Genomic DNA, 25611 nt, shown 5'->3' on the forward strand with positions numbered 1-25611 from the left:
AGGCGTGCGGCCCACACCGCGGGCAGATGGCACGCAGGAAGCCCGGACTAATAAGATGGCATTGAAATCCCCCGCGTTTCGTAAAAAATTTCCGTTGTTGGTTACCGGCAGTCTGCTGGCCCTGCAACCTCTAGCCACTTCCTTCGTGGTCGCCGCGGAACAGTATGACTGCTCAGTCTCTGCTTCGGGTGCCTGGGATTGCGCGCCGAAAACCAACGCGGCTCAACTGCCTCCGCGCCCTGTGCATGATGCCAGTGCGGTCAGCTCGGGCAACGAATCGGCAGCAGACACCAGCGTTGCCGGCGAAAGCGCCGACAAACCGGCGTTGGTTACCGAAGCCAAGGGCCGCGGCCTGAAGTCGCGCAGCGCCGACTACAGTCACCTCGACTGGGTCCCGCGTGAACAGCTTACCGCTGCCCAACTGGCCGAAACCGGTCCGTACTGCTCCGGTGCCTATGTCGAACCGACTCGTCCTGGAATGAATGACAAGACGAGCAAAAGCGACGCGCCGACCTTTATCGGTGCCAAGGCTTCCCGCTACCAGCAGGAACAGCAGATTGCCACCCTCGCCGGTGACGTGGTCATGCGCCAGGGCAGCATGCAGGTCGAGGCCGACGAGGCCAGCCTGTACCAGGCCGAGAACCGTGGCGAGCTCAACGGCAACGTCCGGGTGCGCGACAACGGCGCGCTGATCGTCGGCGACCACGCCGACGTGCAACTGGACACTGGCGAAGCCAAGGTCGACAACGCCGAATACGTGTTGCACAAGTCCCGTGTGCGCGGTAACGCGCTGTACGCCAAGCGTGCAGAAAACGCGATCATCCGCCTCAAGGACGGTACCTACACCACCTGTGAGCCGAACAGCAACGCCTGGCAGCTCAAGGGCAACAACATCACGCTGAACCCGGCGACCGGCTTCGGTACCGCGACCAACGTGACGCTGCGGGTCAAGGACATTCCAGTCCTGTACACGCCGTACATCTATTTCCCGATCGATGACCGCCGCCAGTCCGGCTTCCTGCCGCCGACCATCGGCAGCGGCAGCGATACCGGGATGCTGCTGGTCACGCCGTACTACTTCAACCTGGCACCGAACTACGATGCCACGTTGTACCCGCGCTACATGAGCAAGCGCGGCATGTTGCTGGAAGGCGAGGCTCGCTACCTGACCAAGTCGAGCGAGGGCCAGTTCGGTGCTGCGTACCTGGATGACCAGGACGATGACCGTGAGCTACAGACCGATTCCGAAAAAACTCGCTACATGTATAACTGGCAGCACAAGGGTGGCCTGGACTCGCGGGTATTCACCGAAGTCGACTACACCAAGATCAGCGATCCCTACTACTTCCAGGATCTGCAGACCGACCAGTTGGGCGTTAAAAGCGTTTCCGATTACGTCAATCAGCAGGGTGCCGTCTCCTATCGTGGCGACACTTACACTGCGCGTATCAACGCCCAGGCCTATGAACTGGCGTCGGTGTCCAATATCACCCCATATGATCGCCTGCCGCAGATCACCTTCAATGGCTTCTTGCCGCAGACACCGGGCGGCCTGAACTTCGCCTATCAGACAGAGCTCGTGCGATTTGATCGTGATTTGCTGACGGGTAACTACTTCGATAAAGATGGTGGTGCTTTTGACGCGGCAGGCAATCCGGTTGGTACTCCTCGCCTCGACAATAATGTTGCTGGTTTAGCACGATCCAACGGCAATCGTCTCAATCTGGCACCCACCATGAGCCTGCCGCTTAACGCGGCCTACGGTTTCGTGAAACCTACGCTCAAGTACCAATACACCCAGTACGATCTGGATCTTGATCAGAAAGGTAAAAACACGCTGCTTCCCGGTGAAAGCTTCGACAGTTCGCAAAATCGCGGTGTGCCGATCGCCAGCATCGACAGCGGCCTGTACTTCGACCGCAACACCCAATGGTTCGGCAAGAACTATCGCCAGACCCTGGAACCTCGCCTGTTCTATCTCTACGTCCCAGAGAAGAACCAGGAAGATATTCCGGTATTCGACACCAGCGAGTACACCTTCAACTACGCCTCGCTGTTCCGCGACAATCGCTTCTCGGGCTCCGACCGCGTGGGTGACGAGAACAAGCTGTCGCTGGGCGTAACCAACCGCTGGATCGAAGACAACGGCTTCGAGCGTCAACGCATCAGCGTCGGCCAGGCCGTGTACTTTAAAGACCGTGAAGTCCAACTGCCGGGGATTGATGCGAAAGATCGCAAAGATGCTCAGTCGAATGTTTCACCGTATGCCCTGGAATACGCATACAACTGGAACCGTGATTGGAGCACTACGGCCGACTACAACTGGGATCCGGACAGCCACAGCCCTCGCTCGGGCAGCGCGATGTTCCACTACCAGCCTGAAGACAACCCGAACAAGGTTATCAACGCCGGTTATCGCTATCGCAACGACCAGGTGATCTACAACCAGAACACTGGTAAGTGGCAGTTCGGCGGCGACTACGGCACCCCGGGCCAGCCTGGCTACGTCAAGGATTACTACAAGATCCAACAGCACGACTTCTCGGTCATCTGGCCTGTCGTGCCGCAATGGAATGCCATCAGCCGCTGGCAGTACGACTACAACCGCAACCGTACGCTGGAAGCCTTCGGTGGTTTCGAATACGACAACTGCTGCTGGAAACTGCGCCTGATCAACCGTTACTGGGTGTCCTATGACGAATTCAGTCAGGAAGCCCCGCAAAACGAAAAAGGCGACCACGGCATCTTCCTCCAAATCGTTCTGAAAGGTCTCGGTGGCGTAGTTGGCACCAAAGTAGAGAGCTTCCTCGACAAAGGCATCCAAGGTTATCGTGAACGTGAAGACCAAGCTTTCTGATTGTCTGCGCCCGCTGATGCTGGGCGCGCTGTTCCTGAGTACCGCGGCCAGCGCCGCGGTACAGTCCATCGACAAAGTGGTGGCCATCGTCGACAACGACGTGGTCATGCAGAGCCAACTGGACCAACGGGTTCACGAAGTCCAACAAACCATCGCCAAGCGTGGCTCGGCTGTTCCACCGGCCGGCGTGCTGGAACAACAGGTGCTTGAGCGCCTGATCGTCGAAAACCTGCAACTGCAGATCGGCGAACGTTCCGGCATCCGCATCACCGATGAAGAGCTGAACCAGGCGATCGGCACCATTGCCCAGCGCAACAACATGACCGTGGACCAATTCCGCGCCGCCCTGTCCCGCGATGGCCTGTCTTATGAAGACGCTCGTGAGCAAGTGCGCCGTGAAATGATCATCAGCCGTGTGCGTCAGCGTCGAGTCGCCGAGCGCATCCAGGTCACCGAGCAGGAAGTGAAGAATTTCCTCGCCTCTGACCTGGGCAAGATGCAGCTGTCGGAAGAACTGCACCTGGCCAACATCCTGATTCCGACCCCGGAAAGCGCCAACTCCGAAGCGATTCAGGCTGCGTACCGCCAGGCGATGGAGGTTTACCAGCAACTCAAGCAGGGCGCCGACTTCACCCAACTGGCGATTGCCAAATCCGGCAGCGACAACGCCCTGGAAGGCGGCGACATGGGCTGGCGCAAGGCCGCTCAACTGCCACCGCCGTTCGACCGTGAACTGAGTGCCATGTCCGTCGGTGACATCACCCAACCAGCACGTACCCCTGGCGGTTTCATCATCCTCAAGCTGCTGGAAAAACGCGGCGGTGGTAATCAGACCCGTGACGAAGTCCACGTTCGTCACATCCTGATCAAGCCGAGCGAAATCCGCAGCGAAGAAGAAACCAAGCGCCTGGCGCAGAAACTCTACGAGCGCATCGAAGCGGGTGAAGACTTCGCCGAACTGGCAAAGACCTACTCCGAAGACCCAGGTTCTGCCCTCAACGGCGGCGACCTGAACTGGATCGATCCGAACGCACTGGTACCGGAATTCCGTACCGTGATGAACAACACCCCGCAAGGTCAGTTGTCCAAACCGTTCAAGAGCCCGTATGGCTGGCACGTCCTGGAAGTCCTTGGCCGTCGCGCCACCGACAGCACCAGCCAGGCGCGCGATCAACAAGCGATGACTGTGTTGCGTAACCGCAAGTACGACGAAGAGCTGCAAACCTGGTTGCGTCAGATCCGTGACGAAGCCTACGTTGAAATCAAGCTCCCTGGCGTCGACCAGGCGCCGAAGTGAAACCCAGACGTTTCGCTCTGACACCCGGCGAACCAGCCGGCATAGGTCCCGACCTGTGCCTGCTGCTCGCCTCGCACGCCCAGCCACACCCCCTGATAGCCATCACCAGCCGCGACCTGCTCCTCGAGCGGGCCGCGCAGCTGGGCGTGGCCGTTGATCTGCTGAGCGTCAGCCCCGGGCACTGGCCGGACGTTCCCGCGCCCGCCAACAGCCTGTACGTCTGGGATACACCACTCAACGCCCCGGTCGTTGCAGGTCAACTGGACCCGGCCAATGCCGCCTTTGTCCTGCAAACCCTGACCCGCGCGGGCCAAGGCTGCCTGGATGGCGACTTTGCCGGAATGATCACCGCCCCGGTGCACAAAGGCGTGATCAACGAATCCGGAATTGCCTTTTCCGGGCATACCGAATTCCTGGCCGACCTGACCCATACCAGCCAAGTGGTGATGATGCTTGCCACCCGTGGCTTGCGCGTCGCCCTGGTGACCACTCACCTGCCGTTGCGCGAGATTGCCGACGCAATTACCCCGCAGCGCCTGGAGCGGGTCACGCGGATCCTGCACGCCGACCTGCAACACAAATTCGGCATCGCCCAGCCACGCATCCTCGTCTGTGGACTCAACCCCCACGCTGGCGAAGGCGGCCACCTGGGCCATGAAGAAATCGATATCATCGAACCCACCCTTGAGCGTCTGCGCGGCGAAGGCATGGACCTGCGTGGTCCCCTGCCCGCCGACACTCTGTTTACCCCCAAATATCTGGAGCACTGCGACGCAGTGCTGGCGATGTACCACGACCAGGGCCTGCCGGTGTTGAAGTACAAAGGCTTCGGCGCGGCAGTCAACGTGACCCTGGGCTTGCCGATCATCCGCACTTCAGTCGACCACGGCACCGCCCTGGACTTGGCTGGCAGCGGAAAAATCGACACCGGCAGCCTGCAAGTTGCCCTGGAAACCGCCTACCAGATGGCCGAGACCCGTTTATGACCGAGCATTACCAACACCGGGCGCGCAAGCGCTTCGGCCAGAACTTCCTGCACGACGCCGGCGTAATCGACCGTATCCTGCGCTCCATCCACGCCAAGGCCGACGACCGCCTGCTGGAAATCGGCCCGGGCCAGGGTGCCCTGACCGAAGGCCTGCTCAACAGCGGCGCGCAGCTTGATGTCGTGGAGCTGGACAAGGACCTGATCCCGATCCTCAACCAGCAGTTCGCCGGCAAGAGCAACTTCAACCTGCACCAGGGCGATGCACTGAAGTTCGATTTCAACAGCCTGAATGCCGCGCCCAACAGCCTGCGCGTGGTCGGCAACCTGCCGTACAACATCTCCACGCCGTTGATTTTCCACCTGCTGAACAACGCCGGGATCATTCGCGACATGCACTTCATGCTGCAAAAGGAAGTGGTCGAGCGCCTGGCGGCGGGTCCTGGTGGTGGCGATTGGGGCCGTCTGTCGATCATGGTCCAGTACCACTGCCGGGTCGAACACCTGTTCAATGTCGGCCCTGGCGCGTTCAACCCGCCACCCAAAGTCGACTCGGCTATCGTGCGCCTGGTGCCCCACGCGGTACTGCCGCACCCGGCCAAGGACCACCGCCTGCTGGAGCGGGTCGTTCGCGAAGCCTTCAACCAGCGTCGCAAGACCCTGCGCAACACCCTCAAGGCCTTGCTCAGCAACGCTGAAATCGAAGCCGCCGGCGTCGATGGCAGCCTGCGCCCGGAACAGCTCGACCTGGCAGCCTTCGTGCGCCTGGCCGATCAGTTGGCAATCCAGCCCGCGCCGGCCGCTGAATAACTCAGAGCCCCTGTAGGAGCCAGCTTGCTGGCGATGGCGTCGGCAAAGTCGACAGATCCACTCGCTGGCAACCCAGCTCCTACAAGGCAGACCACATCGTTCTCCTGTCCTCGGCCACAGCATCTCTGGCCTACTGCCTGCCAGTTGGCCTAGACTGATCACCTCTCGCGTTAGGTAATCTGCGCTTTTGCTTTTAAGGCCTTCTTGCATGTCCGATCCTCGTTATCAGGTCGACGTCAGCGTCGTCACTCGCTTTCTGGCAGAACAGTCGCAACCCGAGCAGAACCGTTTCGCCTTCGCCTACACCATCACCGTGCACAACAACGGCTCGCTACCCGCCAAGTTGCTCTCGCGGCACTGGGTGATTACCGATGGTGACGGCCATGTCGAAGAGGTTCGTGGTGCGGGCGTGGTTGGCCTGCAACCGTTGATCGCCGCCGGCCAGAGCCACACCTACAGCAGCGGCACCGTAATGACCACCCGCGTCGGCAACATGCAGGGCAGTTACCAGATGCTCGCCGAAGACGGTACACACTTCGACGCCATCATCGCGCCCTTCCGCCTGGCGGTGCCCGGAGCCCTGCACTGATGGCGACGTATGCCGTCGGCGATCTGCAGGGCTGCCTCGAGCCGCTGCAGTGCCTGCTCAAGCAGGTCGCCTTCGATCCGCAGACCGACCGTCTGTGGCTGGTGGGCGACCTGGTCAACCGTGGCCCGCAGTCGCTGGAAACCTTGCGCTTCCTCTATAGCATCCGCCAGTCGCTGGTCTGTGTGCTGGGTAATCATGACCTGCACCTGCTGGCCGCCGGGAACAAGATCGAGCGCCTGAAGAAAGCCGACACCCTGCGCGAAATTCTCGAAGCGCCCGACGCCAAGGAACTGCTTGAGTGGCTGCGCCAGCAAAAGCTCCTGCACTACGACGAAATCCGCGACATGGTGCTGGTGCATGCCGGCATCCCGCCGCAGTGGTCCTTGCGCAAGGCCCTCAAGTGCGCCGCCGAAGTCGAGGCCGCCCTGCGCGATGACAACCTGTTCGCACCCTATCTGGACGGCATGTATGGCAACGAGCCGGCCAAGTGGGACAGCGACCTCAAAGGCGTGACTCGCCTGCGGGTGATCACCAACTACTTCACCCGCATGCGCTTTTGCACCAGCGAGGGCAAGCTTGACCTCAAGGGCAAGGAAGGCGCCGACACCGCGCCACCCGGCTACGCGCCCTGGTTCAAGCACAAGGATCGCAAGACTCGCGGCCTGAAGATCATTTTTGGCCACTGGGCCGCACTCGAAGGCCGGTGCGACGAGCCCGGCGTCATCGCCCTCGACACTGGCTGTGTCTGGGGCGGCGCCATGACCCTGCTGAACATCGACACCGGCGTACGCCTGAGTTGCCAGTGCGACGAGCACGGCCATGTTGCGTCGCCTGTCGCCCCACCTACCCCCGAACCATTGTCGGCCAGCGTCAAGCGCTAGGCTGCGCTGTCAGTCTGGCCACAGGAGCCCGCCATGAGCGAATTCAAACGTATCCCCCCCGAACAAGCCCAAGCCCTGCGCGAACAAGGCGCCGTGCTGGTCGACATCCGCGACCCCGCGACCTACGCCGCGCTGCACATCAGCGGCTCCACGCACCTGGACAACCACTCCATCTCGGACTTCATCCGCGCCGCCGACCTCGACGCGCCAACGGTGGTGGTCTGCTACCACGGCAACTCCAGCCAGGGCGCTGCCGCCTACCTGGTCAGCCAGGGGTTTTCCGACGTCTACAGCATGGACGGTGGCTTCGAGCTGTGGCGTACGACGTATCCTTCGGAAACCGCGAAAAGTAGCGACGAATAATTTTTTTCAGCGCTCCAGCCCACGTCCCGCGTGGGCTGACGAACGGTCGTACACAACAAATTGCGCATTGCTCCTTTACCTCGCGGATTACCAACTATCCTTAGCCTCAGGCCATCCAAAACAGGGGAGAGCCGGTACACCGGCGAGCGGGTCATCGGGAGTAGCTTTCAGGGTTGATAGCTTTGAAGGTGTTCTGGGGGGGTAAAAAGCAGCTGAAATTGCGGCTGCTGACCAGCATCGACTGAATGATCCGACGTCGGCTCCACGTATCGAGCGAGGTGACGTCATGAGTATCTTTAGCCACTTCCAACAACGCTTCGAGTCAACACGCCAGGAAGAACTCTCGCTGCAGGAGTACCTGGAACTCTGCAAACAGGACCGTAGCGCCTACGTTTCCGCCGCCGAGCGTCTGCTGCTGGCAATCGGTGAACCCGAATTGCTGGACACTTCGACCAACTCGAGGCTGTCGCGCATTTTTTCCAACAAGGTGATCCGACGCTATCCGGCCTTCGAGGACTTCCACGGGATGGAAGAATGCATCGACCAGATCGTCTCCTACTTCCGCCACGCCGCACAGGGCCTGGAAGAGAAGAAACAGATCCTCTACCTGCTCGGCCCCGTCGGCGGCGGCAAGTCGTCCCTGGCCGAAAAGCTCAAACAACTGATCGAGAAAGTGCCCTTCTATGCCATCAAGGGCTCTCCAGTATTCGAGTCGCCACTGGGGCTGTTCAACGCCACCGAAGACGGCGCGATCCTGGAAGAAGACTTTGGCATTCCCCGGCGCTACCTGAACACCATCATGTCGCCTTGGGCGACCAAACGGCTGGCCGAATTCGGCGGCGACATCAGCCAGTTCCGCGTGGTCAAGCTCTACCCTTCGATCCTCAACCAGATCGCGGTCGCCAAGACCGAGCCGGGCGATGAGAACAACCAGGACATCTCGGCACTGGTGGGCAAGGTCGATATCCGCAAGCTCGAAGAATTCCCGCAAAACGACGCCGACGCCTACAGCTACTCGGGCGCCCTGTGCCGGGCCAACCAAGGCCTGATGGAATTCGTCGAGATGTTCAAGGCGCCGATCAAGGTCTTGCACCCACTGCTGACCGCCACCCAGGAAGGCAACTACAACAGTACCGAAGGCCTGGGCGCGATTCCGTTCACCGGGATCCTGCTGGCGCACTCCAACGAATCGGAGTGGCACACCTTCCGCAACAACAAGAACAACGAAGCCTTCATCGACCGGATCTACATCGTCAAGGTGCCTTACTGCCTGCGGGTCAGCGATGAAGTGAAGATCTACGACAAACTGCTGTTCAACAGCTCCCTGGCCAAGGCTCACTGCGCCCCCGACACCTTGAAGATGCTCGCCCAGTTCACCGTGCTCTCGCGCCTCAAGGAGCCGGAAAACTCGAACATCTACTCGAAAATGCGGGTCTACGACGGTGAAAACCTCAAGGATACCGATCCGAAGGCCAAATCGATCCAGGAATACCGCGACACCGCCGGTGTCGACGAAGGCATGAACGGTCTTTCGACCCGGTTCGCCTTCAAGATCCTGTCGAAAGTCTTCAACTTCGACCCGCACGAAATCGCCGCCAACCCGGTGCACCTGCTTTACGTGCTGGAACAGCAGATCGAGCAGGAGCAGTTCCAGGCAGAAACCCGCGAACGGTACCTGCGCTTCCTCAAGGAATACCTGGCACCGCGCTACATCGAGTTCATCGGCAAGGAAATCCAGACCGCGTACCTGGAGTCCTACAGCGAGTATGGACAAAACATCTTCGACCGCTACGTGCTGTACGCGGACTTCTGGATTCAGGATCAGGAATACCGCGACCCGGAAACCGGCGAGATCCTCAACCGCGTCGCCCTGAACGAAGAACTGGAGAAAATCGAAAAACCGGCGGGCATCAGCAATCCGAAGGATTTCCGCAACGAAATCGTCAACTTCGTCCTGCGTGCCCGGGCCAACAACAACGGCAAGAACCCGACTTGGCTCAGCTACGAGAAACTGCGGGTGGTCATCGAGAAAAAAATGTTCTCGAACACCGAGGACCTGCTGCCGGTCATCAGCTTCAACGCCAAGGCCAGCAAAGAGGACCAACAAAAGCACAACGACTTCGTCACACGGATGGTCGAGCGCGGCTATACCGACAAACAGGTACGACTGCTCTCCGAGTGGTACCTGCGGGTCAGAAAATCACAGTAACCCGCTGCCGGTCAGACCGGTTGTCGTTAGCCAGAGGCCTGTCTACGTATTTTCTGTTACACAGGCCTCTGGAAGGTGTTCGAAAGTCGGTAGCGAGGTACAGGCAGCACCCTGAGCGCTTGGGGGAGCGTGAAACGTCCCTTGGCCTGAGTCCAGCTGCGTCACCGCTCGCCCCTTTCAGGACAGCTTCTAAGGAGCAGTCATGAGCTATGTGATCGACCGACGTCTCAATGGCAAGAACAAGAGCACGGTAAACCGTCAGCGGTTTCTGCGGCGTTACCGTGATCACATCAAAAAGGCCGTCGAAGAGGCGGTCAGTCGGCGTTCCATCACCGATATGGAACACGGCGAACAGATCAGCATTCCCGGTCGCGATATCGACGAACCGGTGCTTCATCACGGTCGTGGTGGCAAACAGACCGTGGTGCATCCGGGCAACAAGGAATTCACCAGCGGTGAGCATATTGCCCGTCCACCCGGTGGAGGTGGCGGTAAAGGCCCGGGCAAGGCCGGCAACTCCGGCGAAGGCATGGATGAGTTCGTCTTCCAGATTACCCAGGAAGAATTCCTCGAATTCATGTTCGAAGACCTGGAACTGCCCAACCTGGTCAAGCGCAACCTGACCGGTACCGACACCTTCAAGACCGTGCGAGCCGGCATCAGCAACGAAGGCAACCCATCGCGGATCAACATCATCCGCACCCTGCGCTCAGCCCATGCCAGGCGTATCGCCCTGTCCGGCAGCAGCCGCGCCAAACTGCGCGACGCCAAGGACGAACTGGCACGACTGAAACTGGAAGAACCAGACAACTTCGGCGATATCCAGGAAATCGAAGCAGAAATCGAGCGTCTTAGCGCACGTATTCACCGCGTACCGTTCCTGGACACCTTCGACCTCAAGTACAACCTGCTGATCAAGCAACCCAACCCCAGCTCCAAGGCGGTGATGTTTTGCCTGATGGACGTTTCCGGCTCCATGACCCAGGCGACCAAGGACATCGCCAAGCGCTTCTTCATCCTGTTGTACCTGTTCCTCAAGCGTAACTACGACAAGATCGACGTAGTCTTCATCCGCCACCACACCAGTGCCCGGGAAGTGGACGAAGAGGAGTTTTTCTACTCCCGCGAAACCGGCGGCACCATCGTCTCCAGCGCCTTGAAACTGATGCAGGAGATCATGGCCGAGCGTTATCCAAGCAACGACTGGAACATCTACGCCGCCCAGGCCTCCGACGGCGACAACTGGAACGACGACTCGCCGATTTGCCGCGACATCCTGATCAACCAGATCATGCCGTTCGTGCAGTACTACACTTATGTGGAGATTACCCCGCGCGAACACCAGGCCCTGTGGTACGAATACGAGCGTATTGCCGAAGCCTTTTCCGACAATTTTGCCCAGCAGCAACTGGTTTCGGCCGGGGATATCTATCCGGTCTTCCGTGAACTCTTCCAGCGCAGGTTAGTGACATGACCGCCAAAGAGCAGAAGCGCCAACCCATCTCCACCGGCTCCGAATGGACATTCGAGCTGATCCAGGCCTACGACCGCGAAATCAGCCGTATTGCGGCCCGTTATGCGCTGGATACCTATCCCAACCAGATCGAAGTGATCACCGCCGAGCAAATGATGGATGCCTACGCCTCCGTGGGCATGCCCCTGGGCTACCACCACTGGTCCTATGGCAAACACTTCCTCAGCACCGAAAAATCCTACAGCCGAGGCCAGATGGGGCTGGCCTACGAAATCGTGATCAACTCGGACCCCTGCATCGCCTACCTGATGGAAGAAAACACCATCTGCATGCAGGCATTGGTGGTGGCCCATGCCTGCTACGGCCACAACAGCTTTTTCAAGGGCAACTACCTGTTCCGCACCTGGACCGATGCCAGCTCGATCATCGATTACCTGGTGTTTGCCAAGCAGTACATCATGCAATGCGAGGAGCGCCATGGCATCGACGCCGTCGAGGACCTGCTGGACTCCTGCCACGCCTTGATGAACTACGGCGTCGACCGCTACAAACGCCCATACCCGATCTCGGCGGAGGAAGAACGGCGCCGCCAGAAAGACCGTGAAGAACACCTGCAAAAGCAGATCAACGACCTGTGGCGCACCATTCCCAAGGGTGCCGACAAGTACAACGAGAAAGACAACGCGCGTTTTCCCGCCGAACCCCAGGAGAACATCCTGTATTTCATCGAGAAGCACGCGCCGCTGCTGGAGCCCTGGCAGCGGGAAATCGTGCGCATCGTGCGCAAGATCGCCCAGTATTTCTACCCGCAACGCCAGACCCAGGTGATGAACGAAGGTTGGGCGACGTTCTGGCACTACACCTTGATGAACGACCTGTATGACGAAGGCCTGGTCACCGACGGTTTCATGATGGAGTTCCTCACCTCGCACACCAGCGTGGTCTACCAGCCGGGGTTCGACAGCCCGTACTACAGCGGGATCAACCCCTACACCCTGGGTTTTGCCATGTACCGCGATATCCGGCGCATGTGCGAAGAGCCCACCGAGGAAGATTACCGCTGGTTCCCGGACGTCGCCGGGACCGACTGGCTGTCGAGCATCAAGTTCGCCATGAGCAGCTTCAAGGATGAGAGCTTCATCCTGCAGTACCTGTCGCCCAAGGTGATCCGCGACCTGAAGCTGTTCAGCATCCTCGATGACGACCAGAAGGACGACCTGCTGGTGCCCGCCATCCATGACGAGGACGGTTACCGGACTATCCGGGAAACCCTGGCGGCCCAGTACAACCTGGGCAATCGTGAACCCAACGTGCAGATCTACAGCATCGACCGCCGTGGCGACCGCTCGCTGACCTTGCGCCATCAACAACACGATCGCAAACCCCTGGGAGAGTCGACCGAGGAAGTACTCAAGCACCTGCACCGTTTGTGGGGCTTCGATATTCACCTGGAAACCCTGCAAGGCGACCAGGTCATGAAAACCCATCACGTCCCGCCCAGATCGGAGCACAGCGAGGGCGACTACGGCCGGCTCGACCTGGCCGTCATTCATCTTTGAAACCAACCTGGCCTCCGTTGGCTCGATGCAAGGGTTATCCTGTCGAGCTAACGGAGGTTTTTTATGCAGATTTATAAAGTCGGCGGCGCAGTGCGAGATCGCCTGCTCGGCAAACCTGTTACCGATATCGACTGGGTCGTGGTGGGTGCCAGCACCGAAGAGATGCTCGCCAAGGGCTTTCGCCCGGTCGGTGCAGACTTCCCGGTGTTCCTGCACCCCAGGACGGGGGAGGAATATGCCCTCGCCCGCACCGAACGCAAGAGCGGGCGCGGGTATGGCGGGTTCACCTTTCACGCCAGCCCCGAAGTGACCCTGGAAGAAGACCTGATTCGCCGGGATCTGACGATCAACGCCATGGCCGAAGACGATCACGGCCAATTGACCGACCCCTACCAGGGTCAACGCGACCTCCAGGCCCGCGTACTGCGCCACGTTTCCCCCGCGTTCGCCGAAGATCCCCTACGGGTCCTGCGGGTTGCCCGCTTCGCCGCCCGGTATGCCGCGCTCGGTTTCACCGTAGCCCCAGAGACCCTGGAGCTGATGCGCCAACTCAGTGAATCCGGCGAATTGCAGGCACTGACTGCCGAGCGCAGCTGGAAGGAAATCTCCCGCGCCCTGATGGAGGAGCAGCCCCAGGTGTTCATTCAGGTGCTACGCGACTGTGGCGCACTGAAGGTTTTGTTGCCGGAGATTGATGCGCTGTTCGGCGTGCCCCAACCCGAAGTCCATCACCCGGAAATCGACAGCGGCGTGCATACCTTGAGCGTCCTGCACCAGGCCGCCCTACACAAACAACCGCTGACTGTGCGCTGGGCCTGCTTGCTGCACGATCTGGGGAAAGGCCTGACCCCACAAGACGAGTGGCCCCGGCACATTGCCCATGAACACAAGGGCCTAAAGTTGATCAAGGCGGTCAATAACCGCTTCAAGGCTCCGCGCGACTGCCAGGAACTGGCATTGCTGGTGGGCGAGTACCACACCCACGGCCACCGCGCACTGGAGCTAAAGCCCTCGACCTTACTCGAACTGCTGCAAAGCTTTGACGTTTATCGGCGCCCGCAGCGCTTCGAAGAATTCATCGTCGCCTGCGAGATGGACGCTCGTGGGCGCAAGGGCCTGGAGCAAAGAGGTTATCCACAAGCGGATTACTTGCGTGGCGCAGCGACCGCCGCTCGCAACGTGGCGGTTCAGCCGTTGCTGGAACAGGGATTCAAGGGCCCGGAACTGGGCGAAGCGCTCAAGCGCGAACGGCTCAAGGCACTGAAAGCCTACAAAGAGGCGGCATCTGCCTGAAAAGCATCGCGGGCAAGCGGAGCACCGCCCGGCCAGCTCCCACATGGACGGTGTTCATCCTGGATGTGGGAGCTGGGGTCAGAGCAGATTCAAAGGCGTCAGCGGCTCTCCACGCCACTCGAATGCCACCGGCGCCAACACCTGATCAATCTGCGCCCCAGCCCACAGCGTCGCGAAGCTTTTTCCCGCGCCCGGATGCACCCGGTCCGGGGCAATCAGCGACAACGGCCACAACACAAAAGCATTTTTCAGAATTTCGGCACGCGGAAGAGTCAAACCGTCAAAGTTGCCCACCAGATCGCCGTACAACAACACGTCGATATCCAGCGGCAAACCCTTGCGATCCGGCGCGTAACGGCCGTTATCGGCCTCGATGAACTTCAAGCGGCGATCCAGTTCGATCAACGGCAGGTCGGTAAACGCCGACACCACAAAGTTGAAAAACGGCCCGCTCTTGATTCCCACCGGCTGGCTTTCGAATACCGCCGAGCAGCGCATATCCACCAAAAACCCACTCAGCGCTTCCAGCCCCGCCAACAAATGGGTTTCACGCTCGACATTACTGCCCAGCCCAAGAAATACCTGAGTTAGCGACATCCGCGCTCGATCTCCACGCCCACGCCAGTAGCAGCCGGAACGGCCCCTGGCTTGGTCAGTTTGAGACGCATCCAGGTGATCTTGAATTCGCTCATCAACACTTCGGCCAGGCGCTCGGCAAAAGTCTCCACCAACTGGAACTGGGCTTGCTCGGCAAACGCCTGGATACGCGTCGAAACACTGGCGTAATCGAGCGCCAGGGTCAGGTCATCGCCGGCTGCTGCCGGACGATTGTCCCAGGCAAAGCTCAGATCAAGACGCAGGCACTGACGGATGCCGCGCTCCCAGTCGTAGGCACCGATTACCGTGTCGACTTCCAGGCCCTCGATAAACACTCTGTCCAAGCACTTTTCTCCGCAGCACGACAAGGGCGCAATGCGCCGTTAGAATCAGGGCGTCCTCGCCCGGAATAGTTAGCATGTTTTGGTCACTGGCGATTTTCGCCTACCTGCTTGGCTCGCTGTCCTTCGCCATTTTGCTCAGCCGCCTGACCGGTAACCCCGATCCGCGAATGAGTGGCTCGGGTAATGCCGGCGCCACCAACATGTTACGCCTGGCGGGAAAAAAACTCGCGGTCCTGACGTTGCTGGGCGACCTGTGCAAAGGCCTGCTGCCGGTTCTGCTGGCGGCCATCGCCGGGCTGTCGATCCAACAACAGGCCTGGGTCGGTATCTGCGCCGTCATCGGCCACCTGTTCCCGCTGTACTTTCGCTTTCGCGGCGGCAAAGGCGTGGCGACCGCCGCCGGCATGCTGCTGGGGCTCTACCCGCCGGCTGCACTCCTGGCCATTGGCGGCTGGCTGCTGACCTTCTACCTGACCCGCACCAGCTCGCTGGCGGCGTTGATCGCCACACCCCTGACCTTGCCATTGCTGGCCTGGCAGGAGCCAGCAGCGCTGCTGCCCATGAGCGTCCTGACGATCCTGATCGTCTGGCGCCACCGCGGCAATCTACGCGACCTGTTTGCCGGGCGCGAACGGCATTTTTAACCCCGCCCCCTGAGCCACCTTCACCAGACCCGGTTTACAGCGCCGACAACTGCTCCATTGGCCAACGTGCCTGCACGCTGATCGCCAGGCTTTCATGCTGCCCAGCCTGCAGACGCTGGCAGCCGGCAAAAGCGATCATCGCGCCGTTATCGGTGCAGAACTCCGGGCGGGCGTAGTAAACGTCGCCCTTCATGTCACCGAGCATTTTCTCCAGGGAAACCCGCAAAGCCTTGTTCGCGCTCACGCCGCCAGCGATCACCAGACGCTTGAGACCCGCCTGTTTCAAGGCGCGCTTGCACTTGACGGTCAAAGTCTCCACCACCGCCTGCTGGAAGGCCAGTGCGATGTCGCTACGAGTCTGCTCGCTGTCGTCTCCAGCGCTGACGCACTGCTGCCAGGTGTTCAGCGCAAAGGTTTTCAGGCCACTGAAGCTGAACGCCAGGCCCGGCCGGTCGCACATCGGCCGCGGGAAGGTGAATCGTCCCGGTACACCGTGCTCTGCCAGACGAGCGATTTCCGGACCGCCGGGGTAATTGAGTCCCATCATCTTCGCCGTCTTGTCGAATGCTTCACCCGCGGCATCGTCGAGGGTCTCGCCCAACAGCTCGTATTGACCGATTGCATCGACCCGCACCAGTTGCGTATGCCCACCGGAGACCAACAAAGCGACGAACGGAAATTCGGGCGGTTGCGGCTCGAGCATCGGCGCCAGCAAATGCCCTTCCATGTGGTGCACGCCGAGGGCCGGAATACCCCAGGCAAACGCCAGCGCCTGGGCGCAGGAAGCCCCCACCAGCAAGGCGCCCACCAGGCCGGGACCCGCGGTGTAGGCGATCGCGTCGATCTCGGTCGGCACGCAGTCCGCCTCAGCCAAGACCTGACGGATCAAGGGCAGCATGCGTTTGACGTGATCCCGTGAAGCCAGCTCTGGCACCACGCCACCATAGGCACGGTGCAGGTCGATCTGACTGAACAGTGCGTCGGCCAGCAGACCTTTTTCACTGTCGTAAAGTGCGACGCCGGTTTCGTCGCAGGAGGTTTCTAATCCCAGTACTAGCATGGGTTTGCGCCTTGTTTAGGCTAAATTCGAAGGCGCGCATAATAGTCCCCATGGGATGCCCCGACCAGCGGTTTTCGATCAGAGGCTTTGCATTCCGAGCGATGAGGGGTTAACATCCGCAACCCTTAAAAACCGACGTCTTCAAGTGCTCTTTTGCCGCGAGGATGTTGACCCCGGTAATGAATGAAGGTAGCTCTGGATGCCAGCCGTCAAAGTAAAAGAGAACGAACCCTTCGACGTAGCTCTGCGTCGTTTCAAGCGCTCCTGCGAAAAAGCCGGTGTACTGGCTGAAGTTCGTAGCCGCGAATTTTACGAGAAGCCAACTTCTGAGCGTAAGCGCAAAGCAGCAGCCGCTGTTAAGCGTCACGCCAAGAAAGTTCAGCGCGAACAGCGCCGCGCCGTTCGTCTGTACTAATACACAGACGATCGTAGCAAGCTTCTGCCAAGCCCGGCCCTCAGCCGGGCTTATGGCATTTGCGGATATCGCTTGATGCTTCACTGTCAAAGCCGCAGACGCGACCGCGACAAACTGCTTTACACGTCAGACCTGGCTCTTTTGCCAGCAGTGCACGTCTCTTCTGACGAGCCTTCCAAGGCTACTGACGAGCACACCCTACTGATTCCTCTCAACGACGATCAGCCCAAGGCGCCTTCTTGCGTGCCTGCTTTTGAGCTATCCGAGGCCTGTCACCGGGCACTGCGGGACTCAGCGCAATACTTTCGAACAGTCGAACCCTGATTGGGACTAACCTCAGTGGATTTTCGGCGGATACACTCCCCTACCGCGAATACGCAGACGATACCTGGTCGAGCCGCACACTTGCCGCGCCTCAAAATCATGACCGGTATCCACTCGCCTCTCGCGTGGGCCAGATACTCACATGCAGTGATGACGAGAACGCCATGGCCGGGCTGATTCCCCAGAGCTTTATTGACGACCTTCTGAACCGCACCGACATCGTCGATGTGGTCAGCTCGCGGCTGCAAATGAAAAAAGCCGGCAAGAACTACACTGCCTGCTGCCCATTCCACAAAGAAAAGACCCCCTCCTTCAGCGTCAGCCCGGACAAACAGTTCTATTACTGCTTTGGCTGCGGCGCCGGAGGCAATGCCCTCGGCTTCCTCATGGACCACGACAACCTGGACTTCCCCCAGGCCGTCGAGGACTTGGCCAAAGCCGCCGGCATGGAAATTCCCCGCGAAGAAAGTGGCCGCCCGCACAAACCCCGGCAACCCACCGACTCGCCGCTGTACCCGCTCCTGAGCGCCGCTGCCGACTTTTACCGCCAGGCCCTGAAAAGCCATCCGGCGCGCAAAGCCGCGGTCGACTACCTGAAGGGCCGCGGCCTGACCGGTGAGATCGCCCGGGATTTCGGCCTGGGTTTTGCGCCTCCTGGCTGGGACAACCTGTTCAAACACTTGAGCAGCGACACCCTGCAACAGAAAGCCATGATCGATGCCGGCCTGCTGATCGAGAACGCCGAAAGCGGCAAGCGCTACGACCGCTTTCGCGATCGCGTGATGTTCCCGATCCGCGACAGCCGTGGACGCATCATCGCCTTTGGCGGCCGGGTCCTGGGCGACGACAAGCCGAAATACCTGAACTCACCGGAAACCCCGGTCTTTCATAAAGGCCAGGAACTCTACGGCCTGTATGAAGCGCGCAAGAACAACCGCAACCTCGACGAGATCATCGTCGTCGAGGGTTACATGGACGTCATCGCCCTGGCCCAGCAAGGCCTGCGCAACGCCGTCGCCACCCTCGGCACCGCCACCAGCGAAGAACACCTCAAGCGCCTGTTTCGGGTGGTGCCCAGCGTATTGTTCTGCTTCGATGGCGACCAAGCCGGGCGCAATGCCGCCTGGCGCGCCCTGGAGTCGACGCTGTCGAGCCTGCAGGACGGACGACGCGCACGCTTCCTGTTCCTGCCGGAAGGCGAAGACCCGGACACCCTGGTCCGCTCCGAAGGCACCGACGCCTTTCGTGCCCGCATCAACCAGCACGCACAACCCCTGGCCGACTATTTCTTCCAGCAGTTGATCGAAGAGTCCGACCCGCGCTCGCTTGAGGGCAAGGCCCACATGGCCACCCTCGCCGCGCCGCTGATCGACAAGGTGCCCGGGGCAAATCTGCGCACCCTGATGCGCCAGCGCCTGAGCGAAATCACTGGCCTCAACAGCGAAGCGGTCAGCCAACTGGTGCAAAGCGCACCACAAGAAGCGCCGCCAGCCTACGATCCAGGCATCGATTACGACGCCATGCCGGATTATTCCGACTACCATCAACCGCAGGAAGCCTACGCGCCCCAGCAGGAGTGGACGCCGAAAAAGTCTGGCGGCGGCAAGAAATGGGAAGACAAACCCTGGGACAAAAAAGGCAAGCGAGGCGGCGATCGCGATCAGCCACGTGCCCCGCGCGTCCCAGCCGCCGTCGAACCACCAACACTGGCCGCTTTACGCACGCTACTGCACCACCCGCAACTGGCGGAAAAAGTCGAGGACGCCGGGCACTTCGCGGCCGAGGACCACTCCAACACGCAATTGCTGGTGGCACTGCTCGAAGCGGTACAGAAGAATCCCAAGCTAAACTCATTTCAGTTGATTGCGCGCTGGCACGGGACCGAACAAGGTCGCCTGCTCAAGGCATTGGCCGAAAAGGAATGGTTGATTGATGGCGACAACCTTGAACAACAGTTTTTCGACACCATAACTAGCTTGTCAGCCCGCCAACGCGAGCGAAACCTGGAACAACTGCTCAGGAAAGCACGTCAAAGTGAGCTGAGTAGCGATGAGAAAAACCAACTGCGCGACCTTCTAAGTCGCAATGTTTCCGCATCAAGCCCGACCTCAACTGGCGCGTGAGGTCATAGCTCAGGTATAATCCTCGGCTTGTTTTTTGCCCGCCAAGACCTTCAGTGGATAGGGTGTTATGTCCGGAAAAGCGCAACAGCAGTCTCGTATCAAAGAGTTGATCACACTCGGTCGTGAGCAGGGCTACCTGACTTACGCGGAGGTCAACGACCACCTGCCGGAGGATATTTCAGATCCGGAACAGGTGGAAGACATCATCCGCATGATCAACGACATGGGGATCAACGTATTCGAGGTTGCGCCAGATAAGGATTCCCTTATGCTGGCCGACGCCGATACCGACGAAGCCGCGGCCGAAGAGGCAGCAGCAGCGTTGGCAGCGGTTGAGACCGACATTGGTCGCACTACCGACCCAGTGCGCATGTACATGCGTGAAATGGGTACCGTAGAGCTCCTCACTCGTGAAGGCGAAATTGAAATCGCCAAGCGTATTGAAGAGGGCATCCGTGAAGTGATGGGCGCGATTGCGCACTTCCCTGGCACGGTTGATCACATTCTCTCCGAATACACTCGCGTCACCACCGAAGGTGGTCGCCTGTCTGACGTCCTGAGCGGTTATATCGACCCGGACGACGGCATTGCGCCGCCTGCTGCAGAAGTGCCGCCGCCTGTCGACCCGAAAGCAGCGCCTGCTGCCGACGATGCCGAAGAAGACGACGCTGAAGCCAGTGACGACGAAGAAGAAGCCGAAAGCGGTCCGGATCCGGTCATCGCAGCCCAGCGTTTTGGCGCTGTTGCCGACCAGATGGAAATTACCCGCAAGGCCCTGAAAAAGCACGGTCGTGACCACAAGCAAGCAATTGCCGAAATGGTCGCGTTGGCCGAGCTGTTCATGCCGATCAAGCTGGTGCCCAAGCAATTCGAAGGCCTGGTCGAGCGTGTGCGCAGTGCCCTGGATCGTCTGCGTCAGCAAGAGCGCGCGATCATGCAACTCTGCGTACGTGATGCACGTATGCCGCGTGCCGACTTCCTGCGCCAGTTCCCGGGCAACGAAGTAGACGAAAGCTGGACCGAAGCACTGGCCAAAGGCAAAAGCAAATACGCTGAAGCCATCGGTCGCCTGCAACCGGACATCATTCGTTGCCAGCAGAAGCTGACCGCACTGCAAACCGAAACCGGTTTGACGATCGCCGAGATCAAGGACATCAACCGTCGCATGTCGATCGGTGAGGCCAAGGCCCGCCGCGCGAAGAAAGAGATGGTCGAAGCGAACTTGCGTCTGGTGATCTCCATCGCCAAGAAGTACACCAACCGTGGCCTGCAATTCCTTGACTTGATCCAGGAAGGCAACATCGGCTTGATGAAAGCGGTGGACAAGTTCGAATACCGTCGTGGCTACAAATTCTCGACTTATGCCACCTGGTGGATCCGTCAGGCGATCACTCGCTCGATCGCCGACCAGGCCCGCACCATCCGTATTCCGGTGCACATGATCGAGACGATCAACAAGCTCAACCGTATTTCCCGGCAGATGCTGCAGGAAATGGGTCGCGAACCGACCCCGGAAGAGCTGGGCGAACGCATGGAAATGCCTGAGGACAAGATCCGCAAGGTATTGAAGATCGCTAAAGAGCCGATCTCCATGGAAACCCCGATCGGTGATGACGAAGACTCCCACCTGGGTGACTTCATCGAAGACTCGACCATGCAGTCGCCAATCGATGTCGCTACCGTTGAGAGCCTTAAAGAAGCGACTCGCGAAGTACTCTCCGGCCTCACTGCCCGTGAAGCCAAGGTCCTGCGCATGCGTTTCGGCATCGACATGAATACCGACCACACCCTCGAGGAAGTTGGTAAGCAGTTCGACGTTACCCGTGAACGGATTCGTCAGATCGAAGCCAAGGCGCTGCGCAAGCTGCGCCACCCGACGAGAAGCGAGCATCTGCGCTCCTTCCTCGACGAGTGATCACAAAACCCCCGGCCCTGCCGGGGGTTTTGCTTTATGCAGATTAAATCCTCGCGACATCGCTCCCGCCGCCCAGCCCGTCTACACTCGAAACATTCCCCCCCAAGCCATAACGAGACCGTTATGCCCAGACTCCCGGCCGTGCTGCTACTGTCGCTGATGACCTGGACCGCAACGGCTGGCGCGCTGACTCTTAATGACGAAGAACGTGGCTGGCTGGCGGCTCATCCAGAGTTACGCCTGGGCGTCGACGCGTCGTGGCCGCCATTCGAGTTTCGTGACGAGCAAGGCCGCTACCAGGGCCTGGCGGCGGACTACATCAACGTCGTGCGCGATCGTCTGGCCGTCAAGGTTACTCCCGTGGAGCCGGTCAGTTGGACCGAGGTGCTGGACCAGGTCAAAAAGGGCAAGCTCGACCTGCTGCCCGGCATCATGTCCACCCCCGAGCGCCAGAACTACCTGGCCTTCACCCGACCCTACCTGGATTTCCCCATCGTTATCCTGGCCCATGTGGGAGGCGCCCAGCCCCATAACCTTGAGGACCTCTACGGCCTGAAAATCGCCGTGGTGGAAAACTACGCCCCGCACGAACTGCTGCGCACCCAGCACCCCGATCTCAACCTGGTGCCCTTGCCCAATGTCAGCTCGGCGCTGCAGGCCCTGGCTACCGATGAGGTCGACGCGGTTGTCGGCGACCTCGCGTCCAGTGTCTGGAGCCTGCGCCAACTCAAGCTCGATGGGCTCTACGTCAGCGGCGAAACCCCCTATCGCTACCAACTGGCGATGGCCGTGCCACGGGATAACAAACTGCTGGTAAGCATCCTCGACAAAGTGCTGGCCGACATGAGCCCCGGGGAAATCAGCGCCATCCAGGAGCACTGGGTAGGCAACGTCCTCGATCACCGGGGCTTCTGGTCCGACCTGTTGATCTATGGCCTGCCCGGTGTGGGCTTGCTGATCGCGATTCTCGCCGTGGTGATCCGCATCAATCGCCGCCTGAGCTCGGAAATTTCCCGGCGGGTCGCCCTGGAACAGGAACTGCGCAGCAGCGAATACCATTACCGCGGCCTGGTGGAGAGCCTGTCCGCCATCGCCTGGGAAGCACGCATCAGTGACTTCACCTACAGCTACGTGTCGCCCCACGCCGAAGATCTACTCGGTTACCCCCTGTCCCACTGGTTGATCCCCGGCTTCTGGCGCAACATCATTCACCCCGCCGACCTGACACGGGCCCAGAGCTTCTGCGATCACGAAGTGCTGGCCGGGCGCGATCACAGCCTCGACTACCGAGTGATCACGGCCGACGGGCGTTGCCTGTGGGTACGCGACATCGTCAGTCTGATCGAACACGGCCACGAGCCGATCATGCGTGGCCTGATGATCGACATCAGCGAAGCCAAGCGCACCGAAGAAGCCCTGCGCCTCTCCGAGCAGAAGTTTGCCTCGGTGTTCCAGCAGTGCCCGGACATCCTGGTGATTGCGCGCCTGTCCGACGGTTGCCTGCTGGAAGTCAACGAGGCCTTCGAGGAGCAGATCGGCCTGAGCGCCGAACAAGTGGTGGGACAAACCGCCACCGATCTGAACATCTGGGGCATTGCCGGCGTCGGCCCGGGACTGTTGCAGCGTTTGCAGGCCGGCAGCATTCGCAACCTGGAGATGCCCTTTCGCCGCAGCAATGGCCAAGTGTTCACCGGCCTGATCTCCGCCGAGCCCTTCGAGCTCGACACCACGCCAGCGCTGGTGGTGGTGGTCCGGGACATCAGCCAGCTCAAGGAAACCCAACAGCAACTGCAGACCTCCGAAGAGAAGTTCGCCAAGGCCTTCCATGCCTCACCTGATGGCCTGCTGCTCTCACGGGTCAGCGACGGTCTGCTGATCGAGGTCAACGAAGGGTTCAGCCGCATCACCGGTTTCAATAGCGCCATGTCCCTGGATCGCTCGACCCTCGACCTGGGGATCTGGGTCAACCTCAATGAGCGTCGCAAAATGCTCGACCTGCTCAAACGCGACGGCTTCGTGCGCGACTTCACCTGCCACATCCGGCGCAACGACGGGCAGATCCGTCTCTGCGAAATGTCCAGCCGACCGCTACCGATCGGCGAAGAAGAATGCATGCTGACCATCGCCCGGGACATTACCGAGCGGCACCTGATGCAGGAAAAACTGCAACAGGCTGCCACCGTGTTCGAGAGCACCGCCGAGGGCGTGTTGATCACCGACACCCAGCAGCACATCAGCGCCGTCAACCGTGCCTTCAGCGAGATTACCGGCTACAGCGAGACCGAAGCCCTGGGCCACACACCCCGGCTCCTGGCCTCGGGCCTGCACGACAGCGCCTTCTACGCGGCCATGTGGCATCAGTTGACCGCCGAGGGCCATTGGCAGGGCGAGATCTCCAACCGGCGCAAAAATGGCGAGCTGTACCCCAGCTGGCTGACCATCAGCGCGGTGCGCAACAAGGACCGCTTCATCACCCACTTCGTCGCGGTATTTGCCGATATTTCGAGCCTCAAGCACGCCCAGGCCAAGCTCGACTATCAGGCCCACCACGACCCGCTGACCGGCCTGCCGAACCGCACGCTGTTCGAAAACCGCCTGCTGACAGCCCTCAACGGCCAACGTGAACAGGGTGGCCTGGGGGCCGTGCTGTTTCTCGACCTCGACCGCTTCAAACACATCAACGACAGCCTCGGGCATCCAGTCGGCGACCTCCTGCTCAAGGGCATCGCCGTGCGGCTCAAGGAGCAACTGCGGGATATCGACACCGTGGCGCGCCTGGGCGGCGACGAGTTCATCATCCTGCTGCCGGGCCTGCAGCAAGCCAGCGATGCCGACAACATCGCCAACAAGCTGCTGAACTGCTTTGGCGCGCCGTTCCAGGCCGGTGAACATGAGTTCTTCATCAGCGCCAGCATCGGCACCAGCCTCTACCCCAAGGACGGTAGCGACGTCGCCACCCTGGTCAAGAACGCCGATGCGGCCATGTATCGCTCCAAGGCCAAAGGCCGCAACCGGGTCGAAAGCTATACCCGCGACCTCACTGCCCAGGCCAGCGAGCGCATAGCCCTGGAACATGAACTGCGTCGCGCCATCGAACGCAACGAATTGTCCCTGTACTACCAACCGAAAATCAGCCTCAACCATCCACGCCTGGTCGGCGCCGAAGCGCTGATCCGCTGGCACCACCCGACCTTCGGCGATGTACCGCCCGAGCACTTCATTTCCCTGGCCGAAGAAAACGGCATGATCCTGCAGATCGGCGACTGGGTACTGGAACAGGCCTGCCTGCAGATGCACGAATGGAGCAAGCGCTACGAGGGGTTCGGCTCACTATCGGTCAATCTCGCCGGCGCCCAACTGCGCCAGCCCAACCTCTTGGGGCGCATCGAACAACTGCTCAGGGACAACCACCTCAAACCCGGCCTGCTGCAACTGGAGATCACCGAAAACTTCATCATGAGCCAGGCCGAAGAAGCCCTGGAAGTCCTGCACCAACTCAAACGCCTGGGAGTGCAACTGGCCATCGACGACTTCGGCACCGGCTACTCCTCCCTCAGCTACCTCAAGCGCCTGCCGCTGGACTACCTGAAAATCGACCAGTCCTTCGTCCGCGGCCTGCCCGACGACCCCCACGACGTGGCCATCGTCCGCGCAATCATCGCCCTTGGCCGCAGCATGCAATTCACCATCATCGCCGAAGGCGTGGAAACCCAGGCCCAACAGCAGTTCCTCGCCGGCGAAGGCTGCGAACAGATCCAGGGCTACATCGTCAGCCTGCCCCTGCCCGCCGACGAATTCGCCGCAACCTTCCTTCGTATCGCAGTTTCGGACTTTTCGGATAGCACAGCCGAGAAACCATCGCTATAATCCGC

19 protein-coding genes are annotated in these 25611 nt (G+C 60.2%); 16 read left to right on the forward strand and 3 right to left on the reverse strand.

From position 1 onward, the window contains the following. Positions 1-55: 55 nt before the first annotated feature. The 11 genes from CKW24_RS23240 (at position 56) to CKW24_RS23290 (ending at position 14317) form a co-directional block, all read left to right on the forward strand. On the forward strand, positions 56-2857 hold the full coding sequence (locus CKW24_RS23240; protein WP_095170566.1) for an LPS-assembly protein LptD: 2802 nt from the start codon (positions 56-58) through the stop codon (positions 2855-2857). Further along, positions 2838-4154, forward strand: coding sequence for a peptidylprolyl isomerase SurA (surA, locus tag CKW24_RS23245; RefSeq protein WP_143501275.1), 1317 nt, complete (start codon positions 2838-2840; stop codon positions 4152-4154). Before CKW24_RS23240 ends, surA begins: the two co-directional genes overlap by 20 nt. Further along, on the forward strand, positions 4151-5140 hold the full coding sequence (pdxA, locus tag CKW24_RS23250; RefSeq protein WP_095170570.1) for a 4-hydroxythreonine-4-phosphate dehydrogenase PdxA: 990 nt from the start codon (positions 4151-4153) through the stop codon (positions 5138-5140). Before surA ends, pdxA begins: the two co-directional genes overlap by 4 nt. Beyond that, positions 5137-5949 carry a 16S rRNA (adenine(1518)-N(6)/adenine(1519)-N(6))-dimethyltransferase RsmA gene (gene rsmA / locus CKW24_RS23255; RefSeq protein WP_095170572.1) on the forward strand — a complete coding sequence of 271 codons (813 nt, stop codon included), beginning with the start codon at positions 5137-5139 and terminating at the stop codon, positions 5947-5949. Before pdxA ends, rsmA begins: the two co-directional genes overlap by 4 nt. Before the next feature lie 208 nt (positions 5950-6157). Continuing rightward, positions 6158-6538 (forward strand): Co2+/Mg2+ efflux protein ApaG, encoded by a 381-nt coding sequence (gene apaG / locus CKW24_RS23260; protein ID WP_095170574.1) that lies wholly within the window; start codon positions 6158-6160, stop codon positions 6536-6538. Beyond that, complete coding sequence (locus CKW24_RS23265; RefSeq protein ID WP_095170576.1) at positions 6538-7419, forward strand: symmetrical bis(5'-nucleosyl)-tetraphosphatase; 882 nt, start codon at positions 6538-6540, stop codon at positions 7417-7419. Before apaG ends, CKW24_RS23265 begins: the two co-directional genes overlap by 1 nt. Before the next feature lie 33 nt (positions 7420-7452). Beyond that, positions 7453-7782, forward strand: a complete 330-nt coding sequence (gene glpE / locus CKW24_RS23270; RefSeq protein WP_095170578.1) for a thiosulfate sulfurtransferase GlpE — start codon at positions 7453-7455, stop codon at positions 7780-7782. 286 nt (positions 7783-8068) lie between these two features. Further along, positions 8069-9991: a PrkA family serine protein kinase gene (locus tag CKW24_RS23275; protein WP_095170580.1), complete on the forward strand. Its 1923-nt coding sequence runs from the start codon at positions 8069-8071 to the stop codon at positions 9989-9991. A gap of 202 nt (positions 9992-10193) precedes the next feature. Then, positions 10194-11465 (forward strand): YeaH/YhbH family protein, encoded by a 1272-nt coding sequence (locus tag CKW24_RS23280; RefSeq protein ID WP_095170582.1) that lies wholly within the window; start codon positions 10194-10196, stop codon positions 11463-11465. After that, entirely contained in the window at positions 11462-13024 is a 1563-nt protein-coding gene (locus tag CKW24_RS23285) for a SpoVR family protein (protein WP_095170584.1), read from the forward strand. The genes CKW24_RS23280 and CKW24_RS23285 overlap by 4 nt, the downstream gene beginning before the upstream one ends. A gap of 63 nt (positions 13025-13087) precedes the next feature. Continuing rightward, the gene (locus CKW24_RS23290) at positions 13088-14317 is read left to right on the forward strand and encodes a multifunctional CCA addition/repair protein (RefSeq protein ID WP_095170586.1); all 1230 of its coding nucleotides are present in this window, start codon (positions 13088-13090) and stop codon (positions 14315-14317) included. A gap of 78 nt (positions 14318-14395) precedes the next feature. Here CKW24_RS23290 and folK read toward each other — a convergent pair whose 3' ends face one another. Both folK and folB read right to left on the reverse strand, forming a co-directional pair. After that, positions 14396-14914, reverse strand: a complete 519-nt coding sequence (folK, locus tag CKW24_RS23295) for a 2-amino-4-hydroxy-6-hydroxymethyldihydropteridine diphosphokinase (RefSeq protein ID WP_095170588.1) — start codon at positions 14912-14914, stop codon at positions 14396-14398. Further along, positions 14905-15258 (reverse strand): dihydroneopterin aldolase, encoded by a 354-nt coding sequence (gene folB, locus CKW24_RS23300; RefSeq protein ID WP_095170590.1) that lies wholly within the window; start codon positions 15256-15258, stop codon positions 14905-14907. The genes folK and folB overlap by 10 nt, the downstream gene beginning before the upstream one ends. Positions 15259-15332: 74 nt before the next feature. Here folB and plsY point away from each other — a divergent pair, with 74 nt between their 5' ends. Next, the gene (gene plsY, locus CKW24_RS23305; protein WP_095170592.1) at positions 15333-15902 is read left to right on the forward strand and encodes a glycerol-3-phosphate 1-O-acyltransferase PlsY; all 570 of its coding nucleotides are present in this window, start codon (positions 15333-15335) and stop codon (positions 15900-15902) included. A gap of 34 nt (positions 15903-15936) precedes the next feature. Here plsY and tsaD read toward each other — a convergent pair whose 3' ends face one another. Then, positions 15937-16962: a tRNA (adenosine(37)-N6)-threonylcarbamoyltransferase complex transferase subunit TsaD gene (tsaD, locus tag CKW24_RS23310; RefSeq protein WP_095170594.1), complete on the reverse strand. Its 1026-nt coding sequence runs from the start codon at positions 16960-16962 to the stop codon at positions 15937-15939. A 199-nt stretch (positions 16963-17161) separates the two neighbouring features. Here tsaD and rpsU point away from each other — a divergent pair, with 199 nt between their 5' ends. The 4 genes from rpsU (at position 17162) to CKW24_RS23330 (ending at position 25606) form a co-directional block, all read left to right on the forward strand. After that, positions 17162-17377: a 30S ribosomal protein S21 gene (rpsU, locus tag CKW24_RS23315; RefSeq protein ID WP_002551877.1), complete on the forward strand. Its 216-nt coding sequence runs from the start codon at positions 17162-17164 to the stop codon at positions 17375-17377. Between the two features lie 488 nt (positions 17378-17865). Further along, a complete protein-coding gene (gene dnaG / locus CKW24_RS23320; protein ID WP_095170596.1) occupies positions 17866-19824 on the forward strand; it encodes a DNA primase in 1959 nt (652 codons plus the stop codon). 67 nt (positions 19825-19891) lie between these two features. Continuing rightward, the gene (gene rpoD, locus CKW24_RS23325) at positions 19892-21739 is read left to right on the forward strand and encodes an RNA polymerase sigma factor RpoD (protein ID WP_095170598.1); all 1848 of its coding nucleotides are present in this window, start codon (positions 19892-19894) and stop codon (positions 21737-21739) included. A gap of 123 nt (positions 21740-21862) precedes the next feature. Continuing rightward, positions 21863-25606, forward strand: a complete 3744-nt coding sequence (locus CKW24_RS23330) for a bifunctional diguanylate cyclase/phosphodiesterase (protein ID WP_095170600.1) — start codon at positions 21863-21865, stop codon at positions 25604-25606. Positions 25607-25611 lie beyond the last annotated feature (5 nt).

It is taken from the genome of Pseudomonas sp. Irchel 3H3 (assembly GCF_900187635.1).
Taxonomy (GTDB): domain Bacteria; phylum Pseudomonadota; class Gammaproteobacteria; order Pseudomonadales; family Pseudomonadaceae; genus Aquipseudomonas.